The organism is Clavibacter michiganensis subsp. insidiosus (assembly GCF_002240565.1).
Lineage (GTDB): Bacteria > Actinomycetota > Actinomycetes > Actinomycetales > Microbacteriaceae > Clavibacter > Clavibacter insidiosus.
On record NZ_MZMO01000001.1, the window covers coordinates 2,753,886 to 2,776,022 of the forward strand.

Annotated in this window: 23 protein-coding genes; 11 read left to right on the top strand and 12 right to left on the bottom strand. The window is 71.9% G+C overall.

Annotated features, from left to right (window positions below; genetic code table 11):
* Window positions 1-69: 69 nt before the first annotated feature.
* The 5 genes from B5P21_RS13260 to B5P21_RS13280 all read right to left on the bottom strand — a co-directional run bounded on the left by B5P21_RS13260 (window position 70) and on the right by B5P21_RS13280 (window position 4,131).
* Window positions 70-531, bottom strand: coding sequence for an HTH domain-containing protein (locus tag B5P21_RS13260; RefSeq protein WP_045526883.1), 462 nt, complete (start codon window positions 529-531; stop codon window positions 70-72).
* A 72-nt stretch (window positions 532-603) separates the two neighbouring features.
* Complete coding sequence (locus B5P21_RS13265) at window positions 604-1,188, bottom strand: hypothetical protein (RefSeq protein ID WP_133064195.1); 585 nt, start codon at window positions 1,186-1,188, stop codon at window positions 604-606.
* Between the two features lie 260 nt (window positions 1,189-1,448).
* On the bottom strand, window positions 1,449-2,183 hold the full coding sequence (locus B5P21_RS13270) for a PhzF family phenazine biosynthesis protein (protein WP_094171257.1): 735 nt from the start codon (window positions 2,181-2,183) through the stop codon (window positions 1,449-1,451).
* Window positions 2,180-2,977, bottom strand: a complete 798-nt coding sequence (locus B5P21_RS13275) for a DUF1206 domain-containing protein (protein WP_045526881.1) — start codon at window positions 2,975-2,977, stop codon at window positions 2,180-2,182. Before B5P21_RS13275 ends, B5P21_RS13270 begins: the two co-directional genes overlap by 4 nt.
* Window positions 2,974-4,131 (bottom strand): AI-2E family transporter, encoded by a 1,158-nt coding sequence (locus B5P21_RS13280; protein ID WP_045526880.1) that lies wholly within the window; start codon window positions 4,129-4,131, stop codon window positions 2,974-2,976. The genes B5P21_RS13275 and B5P21_RS13280 overlap by 4 nt, the downstream gene beginning before the upstream one ends.
* An 86-nt stretch (window positions 4,132-4,217) precedes the next feature.
* Here B5P21_RS13280 and B5P21_RS13285 point away from each other — a divergent pair, with 86 nt between their 5' ends.
* From B5P21_RS13285 to B5P21_RS13295, 3 genes are all read left to right on the top strand, one after another.
* Window positions 4,218-4,793, top strand: coding sequence for a GNAT family N-acetyltransferase (locus tag B5P21_RS13285; RefSeq protein ID WP_236688789.1), 576 nt, complete (start codon window positions 4,218-4,220; stop codon window positions 4,791-4,793).
* A complete protein-coding gene (locus B5P21_RS13290) occupies window positions 4,790-5,311 on the top strand; it encodes a GNAT family N-acetyltransferase (protein WP_246865296.1) in 522 nt (173 codons plus the stop codon). Before B5P21_RS13285 ends, B5P21_RS13290 begins: the two co-directional genes overlap by 4 nt.
* Window positions 5,312-5,413: 102 nt before the next feature.
* Entirely contained in the window at window positions 5,414-5,998 is a 585-nt protein-coding gene (locus B5P21_RS13295) for a hypothetical protein (RefSeq protein WP_094171258.1), read from the top strand.
* Between the two features lie 92 nt (window positions 5,999-6,090).
* Here B5P21_RS13295 and B5P21_RS13300 read toward each other — a convergent pair whose 3' ends face one another.
* A complete protein-coding gene (locus B5P21_RS13300) occupies window positions 6,091-7,620 on the bottom strand; it encodes a catalase (protein WP_045526878.1) in 1,530 nt (509 codons plus the stop codon).
* A gap of 77 nt (window positions 7,621-7,697) precedes the next feature.
* The gene (locus tag B5P21_RS13305; protein ID WP_045526877.1) at window positions 7,698-8,183 is read right to left on the bottom strand and encodes a Fur family transcriptional regulator; all 486 of its coding nucleotides are present in this window, start codon (window positions 8,181-8,183) and stop codon (window positions 7,698-7,700) included.
* A 125-nt stretch (window positions 8,184-8,308) separates the two neighbouring features.
* Here B5P21_RS13305 and B5P21_RS13310 point away from each other — a divergent pair, with 125 nt between their 5' ends.
* The 7 genes from B5P21_RS13310 (at window position 8,309) to B5P21_RS13340 (ending at window position 16,627) form a co-directional block, all read left to right on the top strand.
* Window positions 8,309-9,298: an aldo/keto reductase gene (locus B5P21_RS13310; RefSeq protein WP_045526876.1), complete on the top strand. Its 990-nt coding sequence runs from the start codon at window positions 8,309-8,311 to the stop codon at window positions 9,296-9,298.
* Between the two features lie 144 nt (window positions 9,299-9,442).
* Window positions 9,443-10,990: a Rossmann-fold NAD(P)-binding domain-containing protein gene (locus tag B5P21_RS13315; RefSeq protein ID WP_045530166.1), complete on the top strand. Its 1,548-nt coding sequence runs from the start codon at window positions 9,443-9,445 to the stop codon at window positions 10,988-10,990.
* Complete coding sequence (locus tag B5P21_RS13320; RefSeq protein ID WP_045526874.1) at window positions 10,981-12,018, top strand: Gfo/Idh/MocA family oxidoreductase; 1,038 nt, start codon at window positions 10,981-10,983, stop codon at window positions 12,016-12,018. The genes B5P21_RS13315 and B5P21_RS13320 overlap by 10 nt, the downstream gene beginning before the upstream one ends.
* On the top strand, window positions 12,005-13,018 hold the full coding sequence (locus tag B5P21_RS13325) for a Gfo/Idh/MocA family protein (RefSeq protein WP_094171259.1): 1,014 nt from the start codon (window positions 12,005-12,007) through the stop codon (window positions 13,016-13,018). Before B5P21_RS13320 ends, B5P21_RS13325 begins: the two co-directional genes overlap by 14 nt.
* Entirely contained in the window at window positions 13,015-14,277 is a 1,263-nt protein-coding gene (locus B5P21_RS13330) for a B12-binding domain-containing radical SAM protein (RefSeq protein WP_045526870.1), read from the top strand. The genes B5P21_RS13325 and B5P21_RS13330 overlap by 4 nt, the downstream gene beginning before the upstream one ends.
* Window positions 14,277-15,458 (top strand): class I tRNA ligase family protein, encoded by a 1,182-nt coding sequence (locus tag B5P21_RS13335; RefSeq protein WP_045526868.1) that lies wholly within the window; start codon window positions 14,277-14,279, stop codon window positions 15,456-15,458. Before B5P21_RS13330 ends, B5P21_RS13335 begins: the two co-directional genes overlap by 1 nt.
* Entirely contained in the window at window positions 15,455-16,627 is a 1,173-nt protein-coding gene (locus tag B5P21_RS13340; RefSeq protein ID WP_045526866.1) for an MFS transporter, read from the top strand. The genes B5P21_RS13335 and B5P21_RS13340 overlap by 4 nt, the downstream gene beginning before the upstream one ends.
* A 6-nt stretch (window positions 16,628-16,633) precedes the next feature.
* On the opposite strand, the gene B5P21_RS13345 is transcribed toward B5P21_RS13340, so the two are convergent.
* Complete coding sequence (locus B5P21_RS13345; RefSeq protein WP_045526864.1) at window positions 16,634-17,473, bottom strand: carbon-nitrogen hydrolase family protein; 840 nt, start codon at window positions 17,471-17,473, stop codon at window positions 16,634-16,636.
* 28 nt (window positions 17,474-17,501) lie between these two features.
* Between B5P21_RS13345 and B5P21_RS13350 the strand changes: the two genes are divergently transcribed.
* Window positions 17,502-18,176, top strand: a complete 675-nt coding sequence (locus B5P21_RS13350) for a GntR family transcriptional regulator (protein WP_094171260.1) — start codon at window positions 17,502-17,504, stop codon at window positions 18,174-18,176.
* A gap of 482 nt (window positions 18,177-18,658) precedes the next feature.
* Here B5P21_RS13350 and B5P21_RS13355 read toward each other — a convergent pair whose 3' ends face one another.
* The 4 genes from B5P21_RS13355 to B5P21_RS13370 all read right to left on the bottom strand — a co-directional run bounded on the left by B5P21_RS13355 (window position 18,659) and on the right by B5P21_RS13370 (window position 22,076).
* Entirely contained in the window at window positions 18,659-19,984 is a 1,326-nt protein-coding gene (locus tag B5P21_RS13355) for an NtaA/DmoA family FMN-dependent monooxygenase (protein WP_045530164.1), read from the bottom strand.
* 5 nt (window positions 19,985-19,989) lie between these two features.
* A complete protein-coding gene (locus tag B5P21_RS13360; RefSeq protein WP_094171261.1) occupies window positions 19,990-20,895 on the bottom strand; it encodes a beta-1,6-N-acetylglucosaminyltransferase in 906 nt (301 codons plus the stop codon).
* Window positions 20,892-21,179, bottom strand: a complete 288-nt coding sequence (locus B5P21_RS13365; protein ID WP_133064196.1) for a hypothetical protein — start codon at window positions 21,177-21,179, stop codon at window positions 20,892-20,894. Before B5P21_RS13365 ends, B5P21_RS13360 begins: the two co-directional genes overlap by 4 nt.
* A gap of 84 nt (window positions 21,180-21,263) precedes the next feature.
* A complete protein-coding gene (locus B5P21_RS13370; protein ID WP_165770617.1) occupies window positions 21,264-22,076 on the bottom strand; it encodes an MFS transporter in 813 nt (270 codons plus the stop codon).
* Window positions 22,077-22,137 lie beyond the last annotated feature (61 nt).

Sequence of the window (22,137 nt, forward strand, 5' to 3'; positions counted from 1 at the left end):
GACAGTCTCTGTGCCTAGCTGTATGGGAGCGGGCGCACGTGCCTACGTGCCCATGCAGCTAGGCGGGCTTCACACGCGATCCGGTGACGGTGCCGCGTCGCCCATGGTGTGGAGGAGATACGACGCACGAATAGCAAGGGCGTACCTGGTGTCCGCTGCGACCTGCTGGGGATCGTGCAGGGAAGCTGCGACATCGGCGACATCGATTCCCGTCAGGGACGCTATGTTCGTCGGGGTCAACTGCAGCGTGTGCGTCAGCGTCTCGATGATTGATCGCAATCGGATGTCGTCGTCGATGTTCAGGCCCGCGGTCAGGCGTGCGACGAGTTGACTCACACGGGCCATCTCCTCGGCCGTGAGGAGCTTCGCACTCGAGGTGATGCCCGGCTCTTCTCCGGCCGAGGCACTCGTGAGTCGGAGGAGCAGAGCGTTCGAGATGCCGGTCACCGTCGATAACGAGCCGATGGAGATACGGCCCTCTGCAACGAGGCGACGCAATTCCGCCACTGTGTCCAATGAATCAACGCTCATGCGCTCTCCTTCCGAATTCGTCACACCAACAGAGTTTCGCAGGCGATCGCCGTGGTTCCGGTCGAGGCGCCGTCAGCAGCATGTGTACAAAGTGTTGTTGGGGCCAGTGGTCGCGACAGGGACCCCGGCAAAGAAGGCCTCGCCTGTGAGCGTGCCGGAGTACAGGTGGCCTGTCAATCGGCTCGTCGGCACGTCCCCCTCAAAGAAGAGGACGGGGGTCGAGCCCCCGCCGAATCCACTCGTGAGGTCAGTGACGCTGAACCTCCCGGCGAAGTTGGTGGCCGGGACAGACATGTCGACCGCGTAATGGTATACGCCTCTGTTCGCAGTGACAGTGATCGTCCCGGAATCCCCGGGATAGACGACATCTGACGAGATCGTGCCCGACGTGCCTGCGATGCTCGTCATCCTGTATGTGACGCTCTCTCCCTCGTGGAGAGTGGTTGTCGCGCTTCCGACGGTCACGTTGTACAGGTCGGAGGTAGGAGACTCTGCGGCCATTGCGGAGGGTGTCACCGCGCCGATGAATAGAAGCGACAAGATCATCGCGAGGACGACCGACCCCCTTCGTCTGGGCCGCCCTCGTTCGAAGGAGCGAGCATGGAGGCCGAGCTCTTCATCAGGGTGACCGCTGGCGTGTTCGGAGTTCTTTGACATGATTGCCTTTTGTGGCAGCTGAGAACCGCAACGCCGCGGTTCGGCAGCGACGGTACGCCTCCGGGCAGGACCGCTCGCGGATCATGCACAAGATGACCTGGTGAACGCTTCACGGGCGTTGACAGGAACCCCGCCCGTCGATGTGCTGGCCATGGCCTCTCACGCGCGCCATGTAAGCCCCTGATGTCGAGGCAGCAGCTCGCCGCCAGCCCCTGGTGGCGACGATCCTGATTCATCAAGATCTAGAGCGGACGCGACAGTCAGGGCAGCGGCATCACGCGGTCGTGCACCGAGCGGCCGCCGACCTCGGCCCGGCCGTCGGCGAGCAGGCGCGTGACGAGCACGCTGCCGCGGCCCTGGGTGATGCGGAGGTCGCGGCCGAGGCGCGCCGTGAGCCGGAGCGCAGCGGATCCCGTCGCCTCGTCCTCGGGGACGCCGAGCGCGGGGGCGAACATGCGCGCCCGCACCTCGCCCGCGGCCTCGTCCGTCCAGGCCCAGGCGTAGAGGTGGTCGACCCAGGGGTCCACGGCGTGGGCGACGAGGCCGCGGAGCGCGTCGGCTGTCGGGTGCTCCTGCCACGTGAACTCCGGGCCCCAGTCGGGATCGGCGGTGACGCGCACCTCGTCGCCGGCGCGGGCGACGCGCACGATCCCGGCGGGCACGCGCAGGTGGTCGGCCGGCACGCCGCGCGCCGCCAGCCACCAGGCGGTGCCGACGGTCGGGTGCCCGGCGAAGGCCAGCTCCCGCGCGGGCGTGAGGATGCGGATCGACGCGCCCCGCGGATCCGCGCCCGGCGCATCCACCGCGTCGACGAACACCGTCTCGCTGAAGCCGAGCGCCTGTGCGATCGCGAGCTCCCGACCGTCGGTGCGCGGCGAGGCGAGCACGATCCCGAGCTCGTTGCCGTGCCGCCCGTCCGCGTCCGCGAAGACCCGCACCACGTGCACCTCATCCGGCCGCACGCCGTCGATCGCGACGCCCGGACGCTCCGTCACAGCTTCGCGTAGCGCGCGCGGGCGCCGCAGTACAGGCCGTACGCGATGAGGCCGAGGCCCGTGATCGCGAGCACGGCGACGCCCGCGGGCAGCCCCGCGAGCGACTGGAGCGCGCCGTCGAGACCCGTGGCGCGGCTCGGGTCGGCCGTGACCGCGCCGACGACGAACAGCACGCCGACCGCGACGAGCGCGACGCCCTTGGCGACGTAGCCCGCGACGCCGAGCGCCGTGATGCCGCGCCCGAGCGACCCCGCCGGCACGGCCAGGTCCTCGCGGAAGCGCTTCGTCGCGCCCTTGAACCCGAAGTAGACGCCGACCGCGACGACGGCGAGCCCGAGGACCACGAGCAGCACGACGCCGCCGGGAGCCTCGAGGAGCCGCGCGCTGATGGACTGCGTCTGCTCGGAGGAGTCGCTGGATCCGCCCGTCGCGAAGCGCAGCGCGGTGGCCGCGATCGCCAGGTACGCGACGGCCTTGCCGAGCTCCTTGGCGCGCGCCGCCCAGGTGCGCTTGGCGTCCTCGCCGCGCGCGAGCACGGTCTCGACGAGCTGCCAGAGGCCGAGCCCGAGGAGGCCGACCACGACGATCCAGAGGAGCACGCGTCCGCCGGGCGAACCCGCGATGGAGCCGAGCGCGCCGGACTGGTCGGCCTCGCCGCCGCCGCCCGTCGCGAGGCGGAACGCGACCACGCCGATCAGCAGGTGCAGCAGGCCGTTGACCGCGTGCCCGAGGCGCGCGGCCACGGCGAAGCCGGGCGAGCGCTGGAGGCTCGACGCGGCGCCGGTGGCGCTCATCGCTCGGCGCGGGTGGTGGTGGCGGTGCGGCCCGTGAGCCTCGCGGTGAGGCCGCGCGCCGCCTTCCTCACGGGTTCGAGCGGCGCAGGTGCCGGCGGCTCTGGCTCCTCCTCGTCGGGCTCCATGATGATCTTCCATGCCGTCCAGGCGACCGCGGTGAGCGGCACCGACAGGATCGCGCCGACGATCCCGCCGAGGATCGTGCCGGCGGTCAATGCCAGCAGCACCACGAGGCCGTGCAGCTTGAGGGCATTGCCGAGCACGACGGGCTGCAGGAAGTTCCCCTCGAGCTGGTTCACGATGATCACGATGGCGACGACGATGATCGCCGTCGTCAGGTCATTGGTCACGAGCGCGACGAGCGCCGCGAGGATGCCCGCGACGGTCGCGCCGACGATCGGCACGAACGCGCCGATGAAGACCACGAGCGACAGCGGCAGCGCCAGCGGCACGCCGAGGATGAACAGGCCCGCCCCGATGAACACCGTGTCGACCAGCGCAACCGTCGCCGTGCCGCGGATGTAGCCGCCGAGCACCTTCGAGCCCTCGTGGCCCACGCGCACGGCGCGCTTCCGGCCGCGGCCGCGGAACGGGCGGATGAAGAAGGCCCAGATCTGCGGCCCGTCCTTGACGAAGTAGAAGAAGACGACGAGCCCGAGGATCGCGCCGGTGACGACCTCGGCGGCGGCGGAGACGCCCGCGATGGCGCCGGAGCCGAACTGGCTGCTGGTGAGGAAGTCCACGGCCTGCTGGCGGAAGGAGTCGATCTGCGCCGAGTCGATCGGCAGCCCGCCCTCCTGGATGAACGCCTGCAGCTGGTCGACGCCCTCGCTCGTGGCCTTCACGAGCGTCGGCCACTGGCTCTGCACGCCGAAGACCACGGCCGTGATCGCCCCGCCGAAGAGCACGAGGCCCGTGAGGAGCGCGATGGCCGCGGCGAGCGCGTCGGGGACGCCACGGCGCTCCATCCACAGCACCATCGGCCGCACGGCGCAGGCGAGGATCAGCGCGATGATCACCGGGATCACGACGAGCTTGAGCGAGATGGCGGCGTACACGATCGCGATGGCGACCACGAGGACCGCCAGGATCTGCACGCAGCGGATGGAGAGGCGGCCGAGCTTGTCCTGCCAGACGGACTGCGGGGTGGTCATGCGCTCCACCCTACGGGCGGGCGGGCCGCGCGACCGGGCCGCGGCCGGGCCCGGACACCCCCGTGACCGGCCGATACCCTCGACCCATGGGACCCCGCCTCTCCGTCGTCCGCGAGGGCGCGCTCGACGTCGCCGACCACGAGGGGATCGCGGCGCTCCTGGCCCGCGCCTTCCCCGACTTCGCCGCGGGCTACGCCGGTGCGCGCAGCTGGGCGGGCGCGCAGCCCGAGCTGCGGATCCTCGTGCACGACGGCGACGAGCTCGTGGCGCACGCGGGTCTCCGGCGCGTGTTCGTGGAGCTGGGTGACGGTGAGGGCGACCCGGCCGACGACCTGCTCATGGGATCCACCGGCATGGTCGCCGTGCACCCGGAGCGGCAGGGGCAGGGCCTCGGCACGCTGCTCGCCGACGGGATCCGCGGCGCGCTCGCCCGCCTCGCCGTCCCGTTCGGCCTCCTCGAGACGGGCGCGGACACCACCGGGTACTACGCGCGCCACGGCTGGATCCCGCTCCCCGACCGCACCGGCCACTACAACGGCTTCACCCTGCTGGGCGCCGCCGAGGTCGTGCACCAGGACCACGGCTGGATGATCCTGCCCGTCACCTCCCCCGCCGACGCGTTCCCCGCGGGCGACCTGCACGTGAACGGACAGCTGGTGTGAGCGCGCCCCGGGCCGTGATCCGACGCGTGCGCGCCGAGGACTGGCGCGAGTACCGCACCCTTCGTCTCGTGATGCTCGAGGACACCCCGCTCGCCTACCTCGAGACGCTGGAGACGGCGCGGGCCCTGAAGGAGTCGGATTGGCGTGCCCGCACCGCGCGCTCCGAGCAGCCGGGGAGCACGGCCTACGTCGCCGTCGAGCGCGCGACCGGCCGCTGGCTCGGCGCGATGAACGCGTTCGTGGCGGCCGACCGCACGCGCGTGATGCTCGTGAGCGTCTACATCACCCCGGACGCCCGGGGTCGCGCCGCGGGCGTCACCGACCTGCTCCTCGACGCCGTGATCGCCTGGGCTCGCGACCGCCCGGACGCGCAGGCGCTCCGCCTCGAGGTGCACGAGGACAACGCGCGCGCACGCGCATACTACGAGCGCCGCGGCTTCGCGCTCACGGGCCGCAGCGTGCCGTACGCGCTGGACCGCACGCAGAAGGACCTGGAGATGGAGCTGCCGCTCGCCTGACCGCGCCGAGCTGGCGAGAGACGAACGCATGCCCCTCGGACTGGGTGCGCGTTCGATTTCGAAATGGCTCCTGCGGGAAGAACTCGTCCCTAACCTCAGGGCATGGCTGACACGAAGCAGACCAAGACCATCGGCGAACACTACGTCGCAGCGGAGCTCGCTCGACGCGGCTGGGCACCTGCAATGACTCGGGACGGTATCGCCCGAACAGACATCCTGGCGGTGAAAGCAGATGATGCACGTCGCCAGATGATCGAGGTACAGGTGAAGGCTGCGAGAGGACCTCGATTCGAGCGCATCAGCTGGCCCCTGGGACTCAAGTCCCAAGAACCCGCCAAGCAGGATGGCGAGTTCTTCGTCCTCGTCGCGATTCCTGATGACGAGGCGCTGATGCCTCGTTACTTCGTGGTTCCCCGCGATCACATCGCAGCGGCCGCCTACATGGCACATCAAGATTGGCTTCTCGACCCGTTGGCCAAAGCAGGCAAACGCAACGCCACCGTTGCGCGGTCGCGTGTATCCGTACCGACGTTCGAGCGGTACGAGGGCCGCTGGGATCTCCTCGAATCCGGGCAGTCCTCCGCACCCGTACTCCTCGACGGAAGATTTCACGCGCTCGCGTCTGATCCGCGAGTCGGTCTCCCTCCGGCGCATCCATGGCACGACAAGTTGCCGACCTGGGACTGAGGTCTTCCCGATCTCTGGTGACACGACGACGCCCGCCCCCTCACCGAGGGGACGGGCGTCGTGTCGTTCGATCAGCGGGTCACCGCCGCGGCTCAGTGAGCCGCGACACCGACCTCCTCGGCGTCGCGCGTCGGGCCGGGGGTGGCCTCGGCGACGGGCGCGTCGCCGGCGAGCGGCGGCAGGCCCGCGGCGACGGCCGCACCGAGCCAGCCGTCCACGTTCGTCCAGTACTGGATGACGCGGGCGCGCAGCTCGGCCGTGGTGACCTTGCTCACGTGGCCTACGATGTTGCCGACGAGGCGCTCGCGCTGCGCGTCGTCCATCGACTCGTTGACGAGCATGCGGGCCTGGACGAAGTCGTCGTCCTCGGCGTGCAGCGTGGCGGCCGCGCGGACGAGCTCGCCGTCCTGCTCCCAGCCGGCGCTCTCGGCGGCGCGGGCGGGATCCGCGTGCGCGCCACCGTGCGAGTTGGGCGCGTAGACCGGCGTGCCGGCGTCCTGGAACGTGTAGCGCCCCTGGCCGTCCTTCGAGTAGCTGTGCACGGGCGACTTCGGCGCGTTCACCGGCAGCTGCGCGTGGTTGGTGCCCACGCGGTAGCGGTGCGCGTCGGCGTAGCTGAAGATGCGCGCGAGGAGCATCTTGTCGGGGCTGGTCTGGATCCCGGGCACGAAGTTCGACGGCGCGAACGCGGCCTGCTCGATCTGCGCGAAGTAGTTCTCCGGGTTGCGGTTCAGGGTCATGGTGCCGACCTCGATGCGCGGGTAGTCCTTCTGCGACCAGACCTTGGTGAGGTCGAACGGGTTGAACCGGTACGACTTCGCCTCCTCGTAGGGCATGATCTGCACCTCGAGCTTCCACTCCGGGTAGTCGCCGCGGTCGATGGCCTCGGTGAGGTCGCGGATGTGGAAGTCGGCGTCCTCTCCCGCGATCTGGTCGGCCTGCTCCTGCTTGAGGATCTCGATGCCCTGCTGGGTCTTGAAGTGGTACTTCACCCAGAAGCGCTCGCCGGCCGCGTTGATCCACTGGTAGGTGTGCGAGCCGAAGCCGTCCATGTGGCGCCACGAACTCGGCAGGCCGCGGTCACCCATGAGCCACGTGACCTGGTGGGCGGACTCGGGCGAGAGCGTCCAGAAGTCCCACTGCATGTCGTGGTCGCGGAGGTGCGAGCCCGGCAGGCGCTTCTGCGAGCGGATGAAGTCGGGGAACTTGATCCCGTCGCGGATGAAGAAGACGGGCGTGTTGTTGCCGACGAGGTCGTAGTTGCCCTCGTCCGTGTAGAACTTCAGCGCGAAGCCGCGGGGGTCGCGCCACGTGTCGGGGCTGCCCTGCTCGCCGGCGACGGTGGAGAAGCGCGCGAGCATCTCGACCTCGGCGCCGGGCTGGAAGAGGGAGGCGCGGGTGTACGCGCTCACGTCGCCCGTGACGCGGAAGGTGCCGAACGCCCCGCCGCCCTTGGCGTGGACGACGCGCTCCGGGATGCGCTCGCGGTTGAACTGCGCGAGCTTCTCGACGAGGTAGTGGTCGTGAAGCGGGATGGCGCCGTCGGGCCCGACGGAGAGCGAGTGCTCGTCGCTGGCGACCGGGGCGCCGGAGTCGGTGGTCGTGTACTTCTGGTCGGTCATGGTGTTTCTCCTGTCAGCGGTGGAACGGGGAGGTGCTGGCTCGGGTGATCGGCCGAGGGGCGGGCCGGTGACGACCGCTAGGTCGCGACGGTGGAACCGGGATCCGCGGCTGCGGTCCGGCATTCGGGGCACAGGCCCCAGTACGTCACCTCGGCGCTGGCCACGAGGAATCCCGCCGAGTCGGACGGCGTGAGGCAGGGGGACTCCCCCACCGCGCAGTCCACGTCGACGATGGTCCTGCAACCTGTGCACACGAGGTGATGGTGATTGTCGCCCGTCCGGCGCTCGTACCGCGCGGATGATCCCGCGGGCTCGATGCGGCGCACGAGCCCGGCGGCCAGCAGCGCGCCGAGCACGCCGTAGACCGCCTGGATGCTCGTGCCGGGCAGCTCGCCCTTGACCGCCCGGAGCACCTCGTCGGCGTCCGAGTGCGGCTGCGCGTCGACCGCCGTAAGGACGGCCACGCGCGGCCGGGTCACGCGGAGTCCCGCCTCGCGGAGCGCGACGCGCAGGGCGTCGGCGTCGAGGGGCGGCGCGTGGTGGTGCGCATGGGCGGTGGGCATGCGCCCGAGTCAAGCACAGTTCCCTTGAGTGGTTCAAAACACGACGTGAACGCGGCGCGTCGCGGACAGGAGCGTGCCTAGGCTCGAAGTGCGGCCCATCCGGCCGCAGGAGAACGGAGCACCGCATGAAGCACATCCACACCGGCACGGGCCTCGACGTCGGCCGCATCGGCCTCGGCTGCATGGGCATGAGCGCGTTCTACGACGGCCACGGGCAGGACGAGGCGGAGTCGATCCGCACTCTCCACCGCGCCGTCGACCAGGGCGTCACGCTCTTCGACACCGCCGAGGCGTACGGGCCGTTCACGAACGAGCGCCTCGTCGGATCCGCCCTCGCAGGCCGCCGCGACGACGTCGTGATCGCCACCAAGTTCGGCCTGCTGAGGCACGCGCCGGGGAAGGACGCCGAGGACTACGAGCGCGGCATGGACAGCTCGCCCGCGGGCATCCGCATCGCCGTCGAGGCCTCGCTGCAGCGCCTCGGGACCGACCGCATCGACGTGCTCTACCAGCACCGCGTCGACCCGGCCGTGCCGATCGAGGAGACCGTCGGCGCGATGAAGGAGCTCGTCGACGAGGGCAAGGTCCTGCACCTGGGGCTCTCCGAGGCCGCGCCCGACACGATCCGCCGCGCGCACGCCGTGCACCCGATCTCGGTGCTGCAGAGCGAGTACTCCATCTGGACCCGCGACCCCGAGGGCCCCGTGCTCGACGCGCTGCGCGAGCTCGGCATCGGGCTCGTCGCGTACTCGCCGCTCGGCCGCGGCTTCCTCACCGGCGCGATCTCGAGCGCCGCCGACCTCTCCGCGGCCGACTACCGCTCGTCGTCGCCGCGCTTCGCGGAGGAGGCGTTCGCGCAGAACATGCGGATCGTCGACGCCGTGAAGGATGTCGCCGGCGAGCTCGACGCGACGCCGGCCCAGGTGGCGCTCGCGTGGATCCTCGCGCAGGGCGACGACATCGCCGTGATCCCCGGGACCAAGCGCGTCGCGCGCCTCGACGAGAACGTGGCCGCGGACGCCGTGACGCTCACGCCGGACCAGCTGACGCGGATCTCGTCGCTGCCGACCCCCGCAGGCGACCGATACGCGGACATGAGCGCCATCGACCGGTGAAAACCTCGATGCTGACGGATCCTCGCGGCCCGGATCCCGGGCGTCCAGGAGCCAGCGAGCGCGAACACTAACCAGGCGAGCACGTTTCCGCAATGGCGCGGGACGGGCTTGGCCTAGCGCTCACGCGCCAATACGGTGCTCCGCGTGACCAGTTCCTCGATCACCGCATCTTCGTCCACCGCCAACTCCTCGGCCCTCGAGCGCACCATCTCCGGGACGGCCGCTCCCCACCTCCTCCTGTCCGCCCTCGACGCCGCCGCCCGGGACAACGGACTCATCCGGCACCGACCGGACGGACCCGCGGGGGCCGACGGCCCCGAGCTCTACGAGCGGACGTGGCACGACGGGCGGGGCGGCGCCGTGCACGTCACGGCCGCCTTCGGCCCGTCCGCCCCGCGGACCCTCCTGCCCGCGAACCCGTCGAGCCGCCCCTTCCACGCCACCGTGCGCACGGACGTCCCGGAGGTCGCGGACCTCCTCCACGACGCGATCCGGTCCCATGACCGCTGCCTCTCCGAGGAGGAGCAGACGGTCATCTCCGACGCCATGCCGATGCTGGCCTGGGCGTCCTGCGCGCACGCCTTCCCGGCGGGCGGCTGGCGCGTCGTGTTCCGGGACCACCTCGTGGAGAACTCCCTCGGGCTCGTCCGCGCGCTGCTCGCATCCGGGCTGCGGCCGGAGGACGTGCTCGTGCTGGACAAGGGGGATCAGACGCTCAACCGCGTGCGCATCGCCGCGACCCTGCGCGCGCTCGGCGTGGACGTGCGACGCCTCGACAACTCCGCGGTCGACGGCACTGCCCCGCCGGCCGAGGCCGCGCGGGCCGTCGCGTCCGCGCGCGCGGTCGACCGCTTCATCGTCGACGCCCACGGATCCGGTCAGCGCGTCGTGATGGTCGACGACGGCGGGCTCCTCGGGCTGACCGACCACCGCGGCGATCCCGTGCTGCGGGAGCGCCCCGACGCCGCCGTCGAGCTCACGGTCAGCGGCCTCAAGCGCCTGGCCCGCAGCCCGCTCGCCCGCGACCTCCCCGTCGCGAACATGGCGCGTTCGGAGGTCAAGCAGCGCATCGGCTACGACGAGATCGCGGACTCGTGCCTCCGTCGGCTCCGGGAGGCCCTGCGCGGCGAGAAGCTCATCGGCAAGCGCGTCGTCAGCGTGGGCTTCGGCACGCTCGGCGCGCGGATGGCCCGCGGGCTGCGTTCGCTCGGCTGTCGCGTCGTGGTGGTGGACACCGATCACCTCCAGCTCATCGCGGCCGCCGAGGAGGGCTTCGAGACGACGCCCTCGATCGACGAGGCGGTCGCCCTGCGTCCCACGCTCCTCATCTCCAGCACCGGCGAGCCGATCGCGGACGCCGCCACGCTCGCGTCCCTGCCCGCCACCTCCTACGTGACCGCCTTCGCGACCGCCGACCTGTCGGCCCTCCGCGACCGCGAGGGCGCCGGCGGGCCGACCGTCCTCGGCGACGGCCGGTCGTTCAACCTCCACCGCTTCGAGGGGATCCCGAACGGCGGCTACGACCTGTACCGCGCGGCGACCTTCATCGTGCTCGGCAGGCTCGCGGAGCGCGTGGAGGGCGAGGCGGACGCGCGCGTCGAGCTGGCGGACGTGGACGCGTGGGTCCGCGAGTCCGGCCTCTTCGCCCGGTACTACGAGCACCACTTCCGCGAGGGCCGGACGTGCGCGTGACGGTGGTCGGCGGCGGCCGCATCGGACGGCTGCGCGCCGTGCTCCTCGTGGGGATGGGGCACGACGTCGAGCTCGTCGATCCGGAGCTCGATCCCCGGGCCGAGTCCCTCCCCGTCCATCGGGACGTGGCGAGCGCGCCCGACGGGCCAGCGATCTGGATCGTCGCGACGCCGACGGCGGCGCACCTGCGGACGATCCGGGACATCGTCGCCCGCGAGCCGTCCGCGGCGGTGCTCGTGGAGAAGCCGATCTGCTCCCCCGAGGATCTCCCCGCCCTGCGCGCCCTCCTGGCGGAGCACCCGTCCCTCGTCCTGGAGGTGGCGTCGCAGTACCACGACAGCATCGCGATCCGCGCGCTCGGGCACGAGGCGCGCATCCGCCCGTCCCACGCGCTCAGCGTCAGCTTCGTGAAGGACCGGAGGCCGGACGAGGCCCGCGGCCGCTTCACCGACCGCGTGGCCGGCGTGCTCGGATACGAGTGGCCCCACATCTACGCCATCGCGCGGTCCCTCGGGGTGACCGGCGACGACCTGCGGGACACGTCGCCCTCCCGCTCCTCGCTCGACGTCCTCGCCCCCGACGGGCACCTCGTCGAGGCGCGCTACGCCACGACCTGCGCGAGCGGGCGCGCCGTCATGCTGCACAGCCGGATCACCGGCGCGTCGGGCCTCGTCCCCGCCGACGGATGGGGCGGGGACGGGTGCGACCCGGCGAACCACCGCGTGGTGCAGCTGGACGACGGGCGGGAGCGGATCACGCTGTGGCTCTCCCCGTCGTACGCGTCGGCGACGACGTTCCCGCGCGGGCGGACGGCCCTGCTCGTGCACGAGGGCCCGGGCGGCGACCGGGTGCGGACCATCCCCGACGACCCGCTGCGGATCTCGATGCGCGACTCCCTCCTGCGGCTCGTCACCCGACGGCCGCGGCGCATCGACATCGACCTCGACATGATCGAGCACACCGACCTCCTCCTCGAGCTCGGGACGCCTGCCGCCCGGCAGCGCGGCCGATCCCATGCCCTCGCCTGACGTCGCGCTCCTCGGCTACGGCGCGATGGGACGCGCCTACCACCGCCTGATCCGCACCCGGCCGGAGCTCGTGCCGCTCGTGGGCCGGCTGCACGTGGGGACGCGCGGGTCCGCGGCGCCGTGGACGCCGCTCCACGACCGCGACGTCGTCGGCTCCACGGACGACGCGCTCGCCCAGGGCCCGCCGTCCGCGGTGATCATCGCGACCCCGCCCGACACCCACGAGGCGCTGGCCCACCGCGCGCTCGACGTCGGGGCGCACGTGCTCATCGAGAAGCCGGCGGCGCTCACCGCCGCCGGCGCCCGCGCGCTGAACCGGCACGCGGAGGAGGCGGGACGGAGCGTGCAGGTCGTCAGCCAGCTGCGCCACGTCGAGGCGTGGGGCCGGGCGCGCGACCGGATCCGCGCGGGCGGGCTGGGATCGGTCCGCAGCGCGCTCGTGGACCTCCCGCTGTGGCGGTCGGACGCGTACTTCGCCGCGTCGCCCGCCCGCTCGGAGCACGAGCTGTGGAACCTCGCGTACCACGAGCTCGACCTCGCGGTCTGGTGCCTCGGGCCGGTCGACCGGATCACGGTCGCCCCGGCACCTGCGAGCGCCTCCCGGACGCGACCCGTCCCGCGGCTGGCTCCGTCCGCCGCGGTCCTCCACCACGCGTCCGGCTGCCTCACCACGCTGCGCTACACGACCCTCGCCTACCCGGGGCGCGCGCCGCGCGTGTCGTTCGAGGGCACGGCCGGAGCGCTCGTGGTCGAGTCCGGGGCCGTCGTCGTCGATCTCGCGCCGCCGGCCGCCGACGTCCCCGACGCCGGCGTGTACGCGCGCCAGACCGCCGTGCCCGACGTCGCCGCGGACTGGCTCGCCCCGCACGTCGCGCAGCTGCGCGGCTTCCTCTCCGACCCGGCCCGGACGTCCCCGCGACGGATCGACGAGACCTCGCTCCGCACCACCGACCTCATCCACCGAATCCAGCAGCGCCTTGAGAGAGAGGAACCGGTATGACGCACGTCATGTTCACCATCGTCGAGGACGAATTCGCCCGCGACTTCCTGCAGCACCCGCTCGATGCGCTGATCGCCGCATCCGTGCTCGCCCGCGACGGACACGACGTCGCGATCTGGGACCAGCGCGTCGCGGACGCCCCGCCGACCGCGCCCGACCCGGCCTACGTCGTGGTGGTGACCGCCATCGCCGACCGGGCCCAGTGCTATCCGCTCGACCTCGGACCCGTCCGGCGGTCGGTGGAGGGGATCCGGGACCGGTGGCCGGGGGCGCGCGTCATCGCCGTCGGCCCGCACGGCACGCAGCTGCCGCAGCCCACGCTGGAGGACCTGGGCGTCGACTACGTCGCGCGCGGCGAGGCCGACGCGGCGGCCGTCGGAGCGGTGGGCCTGCTCGAGGAGGGCGGCATCCCCCTGTCCCGCGTGCTGCCCGCCTCGGGTCGCTTCGCCCCGCTGGAGCCCGAGCGCCTGCCCGTCCCCGACTACGACCTGATCGACGCCGGCGCCTACACGGCGGAGACCTTCACGGACGGATCCCTGCACCGCAGCACCTGCGGCATCGTCCTGGGCGTGCGCGGCTGCACCTACGGCTGCTCCTTCTGCCATCTCCCCTTCGGCACGAGGATGCGCGCCGAGCCGGTCGAGACGACGCTGGCGACCATCGAGCAGCAGACCTCCCGCGGCGTGTCGGACATCTTCTTCCTCGACTACGTCTTCGGCCTGCACCGGTCGTTCTACACCGACCTGTGCCGGGAGCTGACGGGGCGCGGCGTGAGCTGGACCGGCCAGACCCGCACCGAGGTCGTGCTCCGCACCGACGTCGGCGACTGGGCGGAGGCCGGGTGCCGCGGCATGTGGCTGGGGGCCGAGTCGCCGGCGGTGAGCGAGACGGGGGTGGGCAAGCGGATCCCGGCCGAGAAGATCCAGCAGGCCATCGAGAAGCTCTCGCACGCGGGCATCACCCCCTTCGCGTTCGTGCTCCTGGGACTGCCCGACGACCCCACCTGCCGGTCGGGCGAGATCGTCGACTGGGCGGCGACCATCCCCGGCTACTTCGGCCTGAACCAGCTGTTCCTGCGCCCGGGCACGCCGCTGTACGACGAGATCGCGGCACGCTACTCGCCGGACGGCCCCCCTCGGGACTGGTACGGCGTCGACCGCATCACGCAGCGGTACCGGGAGGAGTACCCCGCGGACCTCGACGACCTGGAGCGCCGTCTCCAGGCTCTGCCGAACTACATCGGGAACGCGCTGTACTGATGCCCGGTCGCCTCGTCGTCACGGTGCCCCCGGCGTCCGCCCACTCCTACGACCACGTGGGGTACGCGGTCGACCTCGTGGTCGCGGGGGCGATCGCGTCCGCGCGCGCGGGCGGCGGCAACACGCGGGCGGGGGCGGTCGTCGTCGCGACGCGGGACGAGCACAGCATCCCGGCCGTCGCGGCCGGGCCGTCGCCCGACCTCTCGCACCTGGCGGGGATCGCGCGGCGCATCGCGGGACCGCCCGTGGTCGTCGCGGGGACGGGCACGCCCGCCCTGCGGGACCTGGCCCGCGCGGCGTGGTCCGAGCTCGACGCCCGCGGCGCGCTCGAGAGCGGGACCTACGAGCGGATGCAGTGCTCCGCGTGCAGGACGCTGGCCGACACGGCGGGATCGACCGCGAGCTGCCCGACCTGCGGCGGGACGGATCTCGTGCTCCGCTCGGAACGCAACTGGTTCCTGCGGACCGGCCCGTTCACGGAGGCGATCACGTCCTGGCGCGACGCCGTGGCGGTCCGCGGACCCGCGGCGGCGCTCGCCCGCGCCGCGCCCGCTCCGCCCGCCCGCCTCAGCGTCTCGCGCCCCGCCGAGCGCACCGGCGGAGCGGGGGTGCCCGTCCCGGGCGATGCCGAGCAGGTCGTCCACTCGGGCTTCGTCGCCGCGTGCAGCTACCTCCTCCCCCGGCCGGACGGCGACTGGGCGGCGTCCGGCGCGCGCGTCCAGGTCTGCGGGAAGGGCCTCGCCAACCTGCACCTGACCCTCGTCCCGCTGCTCTGCACCGCGCTCGGGCTGCCCGGCGCGGACGTCGTCCACGTGCACCACCACGTGACGGTCGACGGGCGGTCGCCGCAGTCCGCCGCGGCGGACGGCATCACCGCCTCCCGTCTCCTCGCGGAGCACGGGCCGGCCGCGCTCCGCTGGTGGATCCTGCGCCTCGGGCTGCCCCGGCGGGACGCGACGCTGCGCCTCCGCGACCTCGCCCTGCTCGCCGATCGCGAGCTGCCGCGCCTGGGGGCCGCGGGAGCGCCCGGCCGCCGCAGGGGGCTCGGCGCGCGGGACGCCCTCGACCTCGGCGGCCTCACGCGCGCCCTCGTCGCGCGGCCCCGGGACGCGGGCGGACAGGCAGCGACCGCGGATGCGCACGACGGCCTGGCGGGATTCGTCGGCTGGGTCATGGGATGAGCCCGGTCGCGACGCGGCTGTCCCGCCGCCTCCTGACCCTGCTGGTGCTCGTGCGCGCGGCGGGCTTCACGTCGATCGTCGCCGTGGTCTGGTTCCGCGAGGAGCGCACGACGGCCGAGATCGCGGTGATCCTCACGGCGTTCGGCGTCGGATCCGTCCTGCTCCCGGCCGCCGTCGGCCTGCTCGCCGGGGAGCGCCCGCTCCGACCCGTGCTCGTCGGCACGCTCGTGCTCAACGGGACCGCCCTGGTCCTCCTGCCGCTCACGGCGGGCGCGCCGCTCCCGCTTCCCTGCGCCGCCATGTGCGCGATCGGGGCGACGTCGAGCCTCGCGCGCTCGCTCATCGGCACGCTCCTCACGGTCGCCGCCCCGGCGGACCGCCAGGCCCGCACCCAGTCGGTCATCTCCTGGACCGCGAACGTCGGCGGCGTCGTGGCGACCGGGATCGCCGGGGTCGTCGCCGCGTCCGGCGCGGACCTCGGGCCGCTCTTCGCCGTCGAGGGCGGGGTGCTGCTGGCGGCCGCGAGCCTCATCCCCCGCACGGAGGCGGTCGCCCGGACCGCGCCCCCGGTCCCGCTCGGCGTCCGCGGCACGGTCGTGCGCCTGAGGGCGGCGCTCGTCGTCGCGACGGGGGCGACCGCGGTGATGCAGGGGCTCGGCATGCAGTTCGCGCTCACCACCGCGAGCCCCGACTCCTACGTGTACGCCGCGCTGACGAACGTGGTGCTCCTGATCGTCGCGCAGCCGCTGGTGCTGCGCGTCGTGCGCGACGGGTGGGCGTCCGCCTACCTCGTCGCGGGCTTCTGCGCGGCGGCGGCCACCGCGGTCGCGGTCGCCGCGACGGACAGCTGGCTGGTCTTCGGCGTCGGCTGGACCCTGTGCGAGCTGCTCCTCACGGCTGGCATGGTCCCCGTCGTCCTCGCCCGCACCCCCGCGTCGCTGCACGTGGCCGCGCTCGGCGTGGTCGGGTCGTCCTGGGGCTTGACGGCCGCCCTCATGCCGCCCGTGATCGGGACGGCCGTCGCCGCCGTGGGCGCGACGGGCAGCTGGGGCGTGCTCGTCGCCATCGGGGCGATCGGGGCGATCGCCTCCGGACTCGCGATGGGGCTCCGGGGCGTCCGCCCGACGGCGGGGTCCCGGGACGGCCGGGGGGAGCGGGTGCTCGACTGACCCAGCTCAGGCGCCCCACTCGAGCCCCCGACGCCGGTTCGCGAGCACGGGCAGCGTGCCGCGCGCGGCCTCGACGGCCGACGGGTCGATGTCGACGACGAGCAGGTCCTCCTCGCCGCCGAGGCGGTGCAGCACCTCGCCCAGCGGCGAGACCACCGCGCTGCGGCCGATGCCCGTGGGCGCGCCGCTCGCCGGGTCGTGGCCGCGGGATCCGGCCGGCAGCGTCGCGGGGTCGCCCTGGCCGACCGCGACCACGAAGGTCGTGGAGTCGAGCGCGCGGGCGCGGAGCAGGAGGTCCCACTGGTCGGCCTTGCCGGGGCCGGCGCCCCAGCTCGCGCAGACGATGCTGACGGCGGCGCCCTGGTCGGCGCCCGCGAGGAAGAGCGCGGGGAAGCGCACGTCGTAGCAGGTGGCGAGCGACGCGCGCGTGCCGCCGACCTCGATCACGGCGACGCTCTCGCCCGGGTCGACGGCGTCGGACTCGCGGAACCCGAACGCGTCGAAGAGGTGGATCTTGTCGTACGAGCCGGCGCCCGCGGCCTCCTGGCAGGCCGGCCGGGCGACGAGGAGCGTGTTGCGCACGCGGCCGTCGGCGCCGGGCGTGAACATGCCCGCGACGATCACGACGCCGAGCCGGTCCGCCACCGCCCGCACGCCGGAGGCCCACGGCCCGTCGAGCGGCTCCGCGATCTCGGGCAGCGGGTTCCCGAACGCGCGCTGCGCCGCCTCCGGGAACACCACGAGCTCGGCGCCCTGCCGCGCGGCGTCCTCCGCGAACGCGGTGATCCGTGCCAGGTTGTCCGCGGGATCCGGGGAGCTGATGATCTGGGCTAGCGCTACTCGCATGGTCCTCCTCGTGATGTATACATAGCGTATGCGAGAACGGGCGGGCGATCCAGGCACCTCGGCGAGCGCCCTCTCCGGCCGCGAGAGGGCCTACGAGTTCCTCCACGCGCACGTCCTCACCGACCCCGACCAGCAGGGGGCGTTCCTCAACGAGCAGGAGCTCGCCGAGCACATCGGCGTCTCGCGCACGCCCGTCCGGGAGGCACTGCTGCTGCTCGCCGCCGACGACCTGGTGGAGATGATCCCGAAGCGCGGCGCGCGGATCCCCGTCATCACCGGCCGCCAGATCGCCGAGCTGATGGAGCTGCGCGGCGTCCTCGAGCGGCACGCCGCCACGAGCGCCGTGGAGCACGACCGCACGCCGCTCGACGCGATGCGCGAGGTGCTCGAGCAGCAGCGCGCCATGGTCGCGACGCCGCCGCGCGAGAGCGGCCGGGAGTTCATCGAGCACGACCGCCGCTTCCATCAGCTCCTCGTCGACGCGGCGGGCAGCGAGCTGATGAGCCGCACCTACGCGAAGCTCCGCGCCCGGCAGATCCTCGTCGGCGTCGAGGCGCTCTACCGCGCGACCGACCGGCAGGACCGGGTCTGCGAGGAGCACGCCGGCATCGTCGACGCGCTGGCCGCGGGCGATGCCGAGGCCGCGCGCGGGGCGATCGACCGGCACCTCGCCGTCACGCTCGACGTGCTGCTGCGCGCCTGAGACCGGGCCGCGCCCACCAAGGCCGGCAGCGCGGCGAGATGGGTCTCGTGGATCATGCAGGTGCCTGCCTTCGCGAGGTCCACGACCGCGCACCTCGGAGCCGCCCGCCGCCGACGGGCGACGCGCGTGGTCTCCGTCTCTCGATCATGCCGCGACGACGGTGTCCGTCGGTCGAGCGTGGGCGCGCAGGAGCTCGTGTCCTCGAGTTCGAACGACGATCGACGATCGACGATCGACGATGTCGGAGGGACCGGGTCCGAGGGTCCGGCCCGCCGGATCGCCGCCGGCCGGAACATGACTCGCGCTGGCGCGTCCGCGTAGGCATGGCTCGGAAGGGCATCAGAGTGGACGTCCTCGACGCGCACTCCCACCGCGCCTTCCGCCGGGGGGCGCCTCGGTGAGCACGACTCAGATCGTGGGAGCCGGCTGACTCGAGCAGCACGCCCAGCGGATTCGGCGGGGCGAGTCACTGAGCCCGTCGCTCAGCGGATCGCGGTCGACGTGGAGCGGCGATTGGGAGCGACCGGGAGTCCGAGGTGACCGCGCAAGGTGTCCGCCTCGTAGTCCCGCCTGAACACGCCGTGGTCCTGCAGGATGGGGATCACCTCCGTGACGATGCGGTGGAAGTTATGGGGTCGATCTGCTCCGATGATGAATCCGTCGCAATCGCCGGACGACCACCATTCTCGGAGGAGGTCGGCGACCCTCCCCGGGGAGCCGACGAACTCGCTCTGTTGCGCCTGTCGCTGACGCTCGACGGCTTGCCGGAGCGTCAGGCCCAGGGAAGCGGCATCTCGTGTCACCCGCTCGGCCCGTGAGCGGTACGCATGGGTGGAGGCGCGCACCGCGTCGAGGGGGAATGGCTCATCCAACCCATCCGGGTCGAACTCGTACCAGCCGAACCAACGACGCATCTCGTCGAACGACTCCTCGAACGGGTGATCGTGCTCCTGGTATTCGTGCGCGAGTTCGCGCGCCTCGGCATCCGTATCCCCGACCACGATCCTCACGCTCGGGAAGATGAGCACGTCCCTCGGGGAACGCCCGCGTGCCGCCGCGCGTCGACGGACGTCATCGCTGAATCTCTTCAGCTCCGGACGACGGGACGCGTTCGTGAAGATCGCATCTGCCGCTGCCGCGCCCAGGTCGCGTCCGGGTGCCGAGTCGCCCGCTTGGAACAGTGCGGGGCGCCCTTGCCTGCTGCGTTGGATGTTGAGCGGTCCCGCCACGTTGAAATGCTTCCCGTGGTGATCGAGGGCGTGCTGTTTGCCAGGATCGACGAACACCCCGCTCTCCTTCTCGTACAGGAAGGCGTCGTCCTCATAGGAATCCCAGAGCCCTGTCACCACCTCGACATGCTCGTGCGCCATGGCATAGCGCTCTTCCGGGGTGTAGTGAGAGGAGCGATTAAAGTTCCTCGCTGTCGCGGGGTCCCCTGTCGTCACGATGTTCCATCCCGCCCGGCCATCGCTGAGGAGGTCGACGGAAGCGATCCGACGAGCGAGGTCGAACGGGGAGCTGTAGCTCGTCGACCCGGTCGCGACCAGACCGATCCGACGAGTGTGCATCGCCAGTGCCGAGAGGAGCGTGAACGGCTCGAACCGGTTGAGCGAATGCGGGGAGCTCCTCGGGCCGACGTGCAGGCTGTCAGCCAGGAACATGAAGTCGAAGGCCGCCGCCTCGCTCATCCCGACCAGCTTCTTGTACCACTCGAGGTTGACGCTGGCGTCGGCGGGAATGCTCGGGTCGCGCCACAACCGGTGCTGCCCGTACCCGCCCGAGCCCAGGGGGACAACTCCCAAGTGCATCTTCCTCACTGATCGCTCTCCTCTCCCATGAGCCCGGCATGGATGTCCCGCATCAGCACCGCCGTCAGCGAATCGCTCTCGGGCGAACGGAGCTTCCTGCAGAAGTAGCTGCCGGATGCCTTGATGTCGTCGTGATCAGACAGGTCGAGATATCGGCCTGAGCTGAGGAAGTGGAAGTTCGCGTAGCTGCGAGTCCGCCGCTCACCGCGGGGCACGATGGCGCCCTCCGGCGTGTGCGCGACCCAGGGCGAGTCGTATAGCAGCGTGTGCCAGACCAGCTCGTCCGGTCCGTAGGTGTTGCGGAACATCCGTCGAACACCCTGGCTTGATGCCCTGTCGAGGAGGTCAGCGACGCACTCCCGGGTGAGCGCGAACCACAGACTGCCCCCGACCGGTTCCATTCCGCGCCAGTGGGAAGCTCGTCGTCGCGGTGCCAGGATCGCGATGGTCTTGAGGAGGCGCCATCTCCAGGCCGTGATGCCCCCCACATCCGGCCGGCAGGGGATCGCATCGAACAGCCAGCGGCGTGTGATCCTCGCCAGCGATTCAGGTCGAGAGTCGAGCATCCCACCTCCATTGCAGTACTGACGAGAGGGGACGGATGCCAGATGGGACTCGAACTCCGCCAGGGGCCGAGCGGGGAAGCACTCGCCGGATAGCATGACGATGTACTCACCGTCGCCAGCCAGCTCGAGGGCCACTCCCATCGACGCGTTGATGGCGTCCAAGGTCGAGTATCCCGCCCAGTTGACCGCCGTGCGGTCGGGAACCACGTGGATGTCGTCGCCCGAGTACGCACCCGCGTCTTCGCGGGCGTCGACATGGAGCACAACGGTGCTCGGCGCGAGCACCCTGGCGAGTCGGCGGACCGCGGTCGGATCACGGTGGGCGAGCACGACGTAGACGGTCATCCGGCGCTCACCTCCAGAGGCGCCTGTCTGATCAACGGGCTGGACGCCACTGCGCCTACGGCGACGAGCGCACCGAGGATCGAGATGACCACCGCGGGGTGCGCGACGGCGAGAGCAGCGAGCGTCGGGGCGAGGGCGTACGGCGTGAAGGACGCGAGCTGGAAGGTGGACATGTAGCTGCTCGCTTCCCCCGACGGCGCGATCCGCAGAGCCCACGCGGTGCCCGTGGGACGGGCGACCATCTCCCCCAGCGAGACAAGGCACCCGCCCAGGATCAGCAGCATCACCCAAGAGTCATGAGCGAGGACGAGGGTCAGCAGATATGCGACGAGCGCGAGCAGGGAAGCGCCACTCGACACGGCGGTCTGTCACCAACGCGAGCGTCCGTGGACCGCATTCACGATGGGAACCTGCAATAGGAAGATCATCGCGTATCGCACCGCGACGACCAGCGCAGCGACCCCCGCAGGCAATCCCAGGTGCTCGACGATCAGGAGCGGGAGCAGGGTGGTCGGGGCGAGCCAGACGAAGGAGAGGCAGGCTTGGGAGATCAGCAAGGTCATGAATCGCGTGTCCGCCAACGTGCGCCACACCTGCAGTCTCCGCGATGGCCGCTCTCCTCCGTCTCGACCGCTCGGGACGGCGAGCGTCAGCAGGATCGAAGCCGCGGTCGTGACCATGTTCACGACGAACAGCAGCGTATACGCCCCCACCCCGAGCTGATACGCGGCGACTGCCGCGAGGGCTGCGCCGGTGCCCATCGTGGCGGACTTGATGGCCGTGAACTTGCCGAATACGACGGCGATGTCGCTGTCGGGGAATCGCTGCGAGGCGAGGATCGGCCAGGCGGCGGAGTGCACCCTGTCCCCGACCGTGAGCACGAACGAAGCGGCGAGGATGCTCCAAAAGCCGACCGTCAGCCCACACAGGATCAGCCCAGCGGTGGACACCGCACTCGCCACGGCTACCGCATTCCGGGCGCCGATCGCGAGGACGACCCGTTCTGCCAGTGGGAGCGTGCTGAAGGACAGGATCGTCCCGACTGTCACAGCCAGCCCGACCTCCGAGACATCGACGCCTCGGACAGCGACGAAAAAGATCAGCGAGCTCGCAGCGAAGGCGCCGGTTCCGAAAGTGTCGACGATCAGACCGAGGATGAGCGCCTTGTCGTCACGCAGCATCGCACTCCCTCCCCGCCGGTGTAGGCATCGGCAGGCACAGACCGATGGGCCGCACACGCGT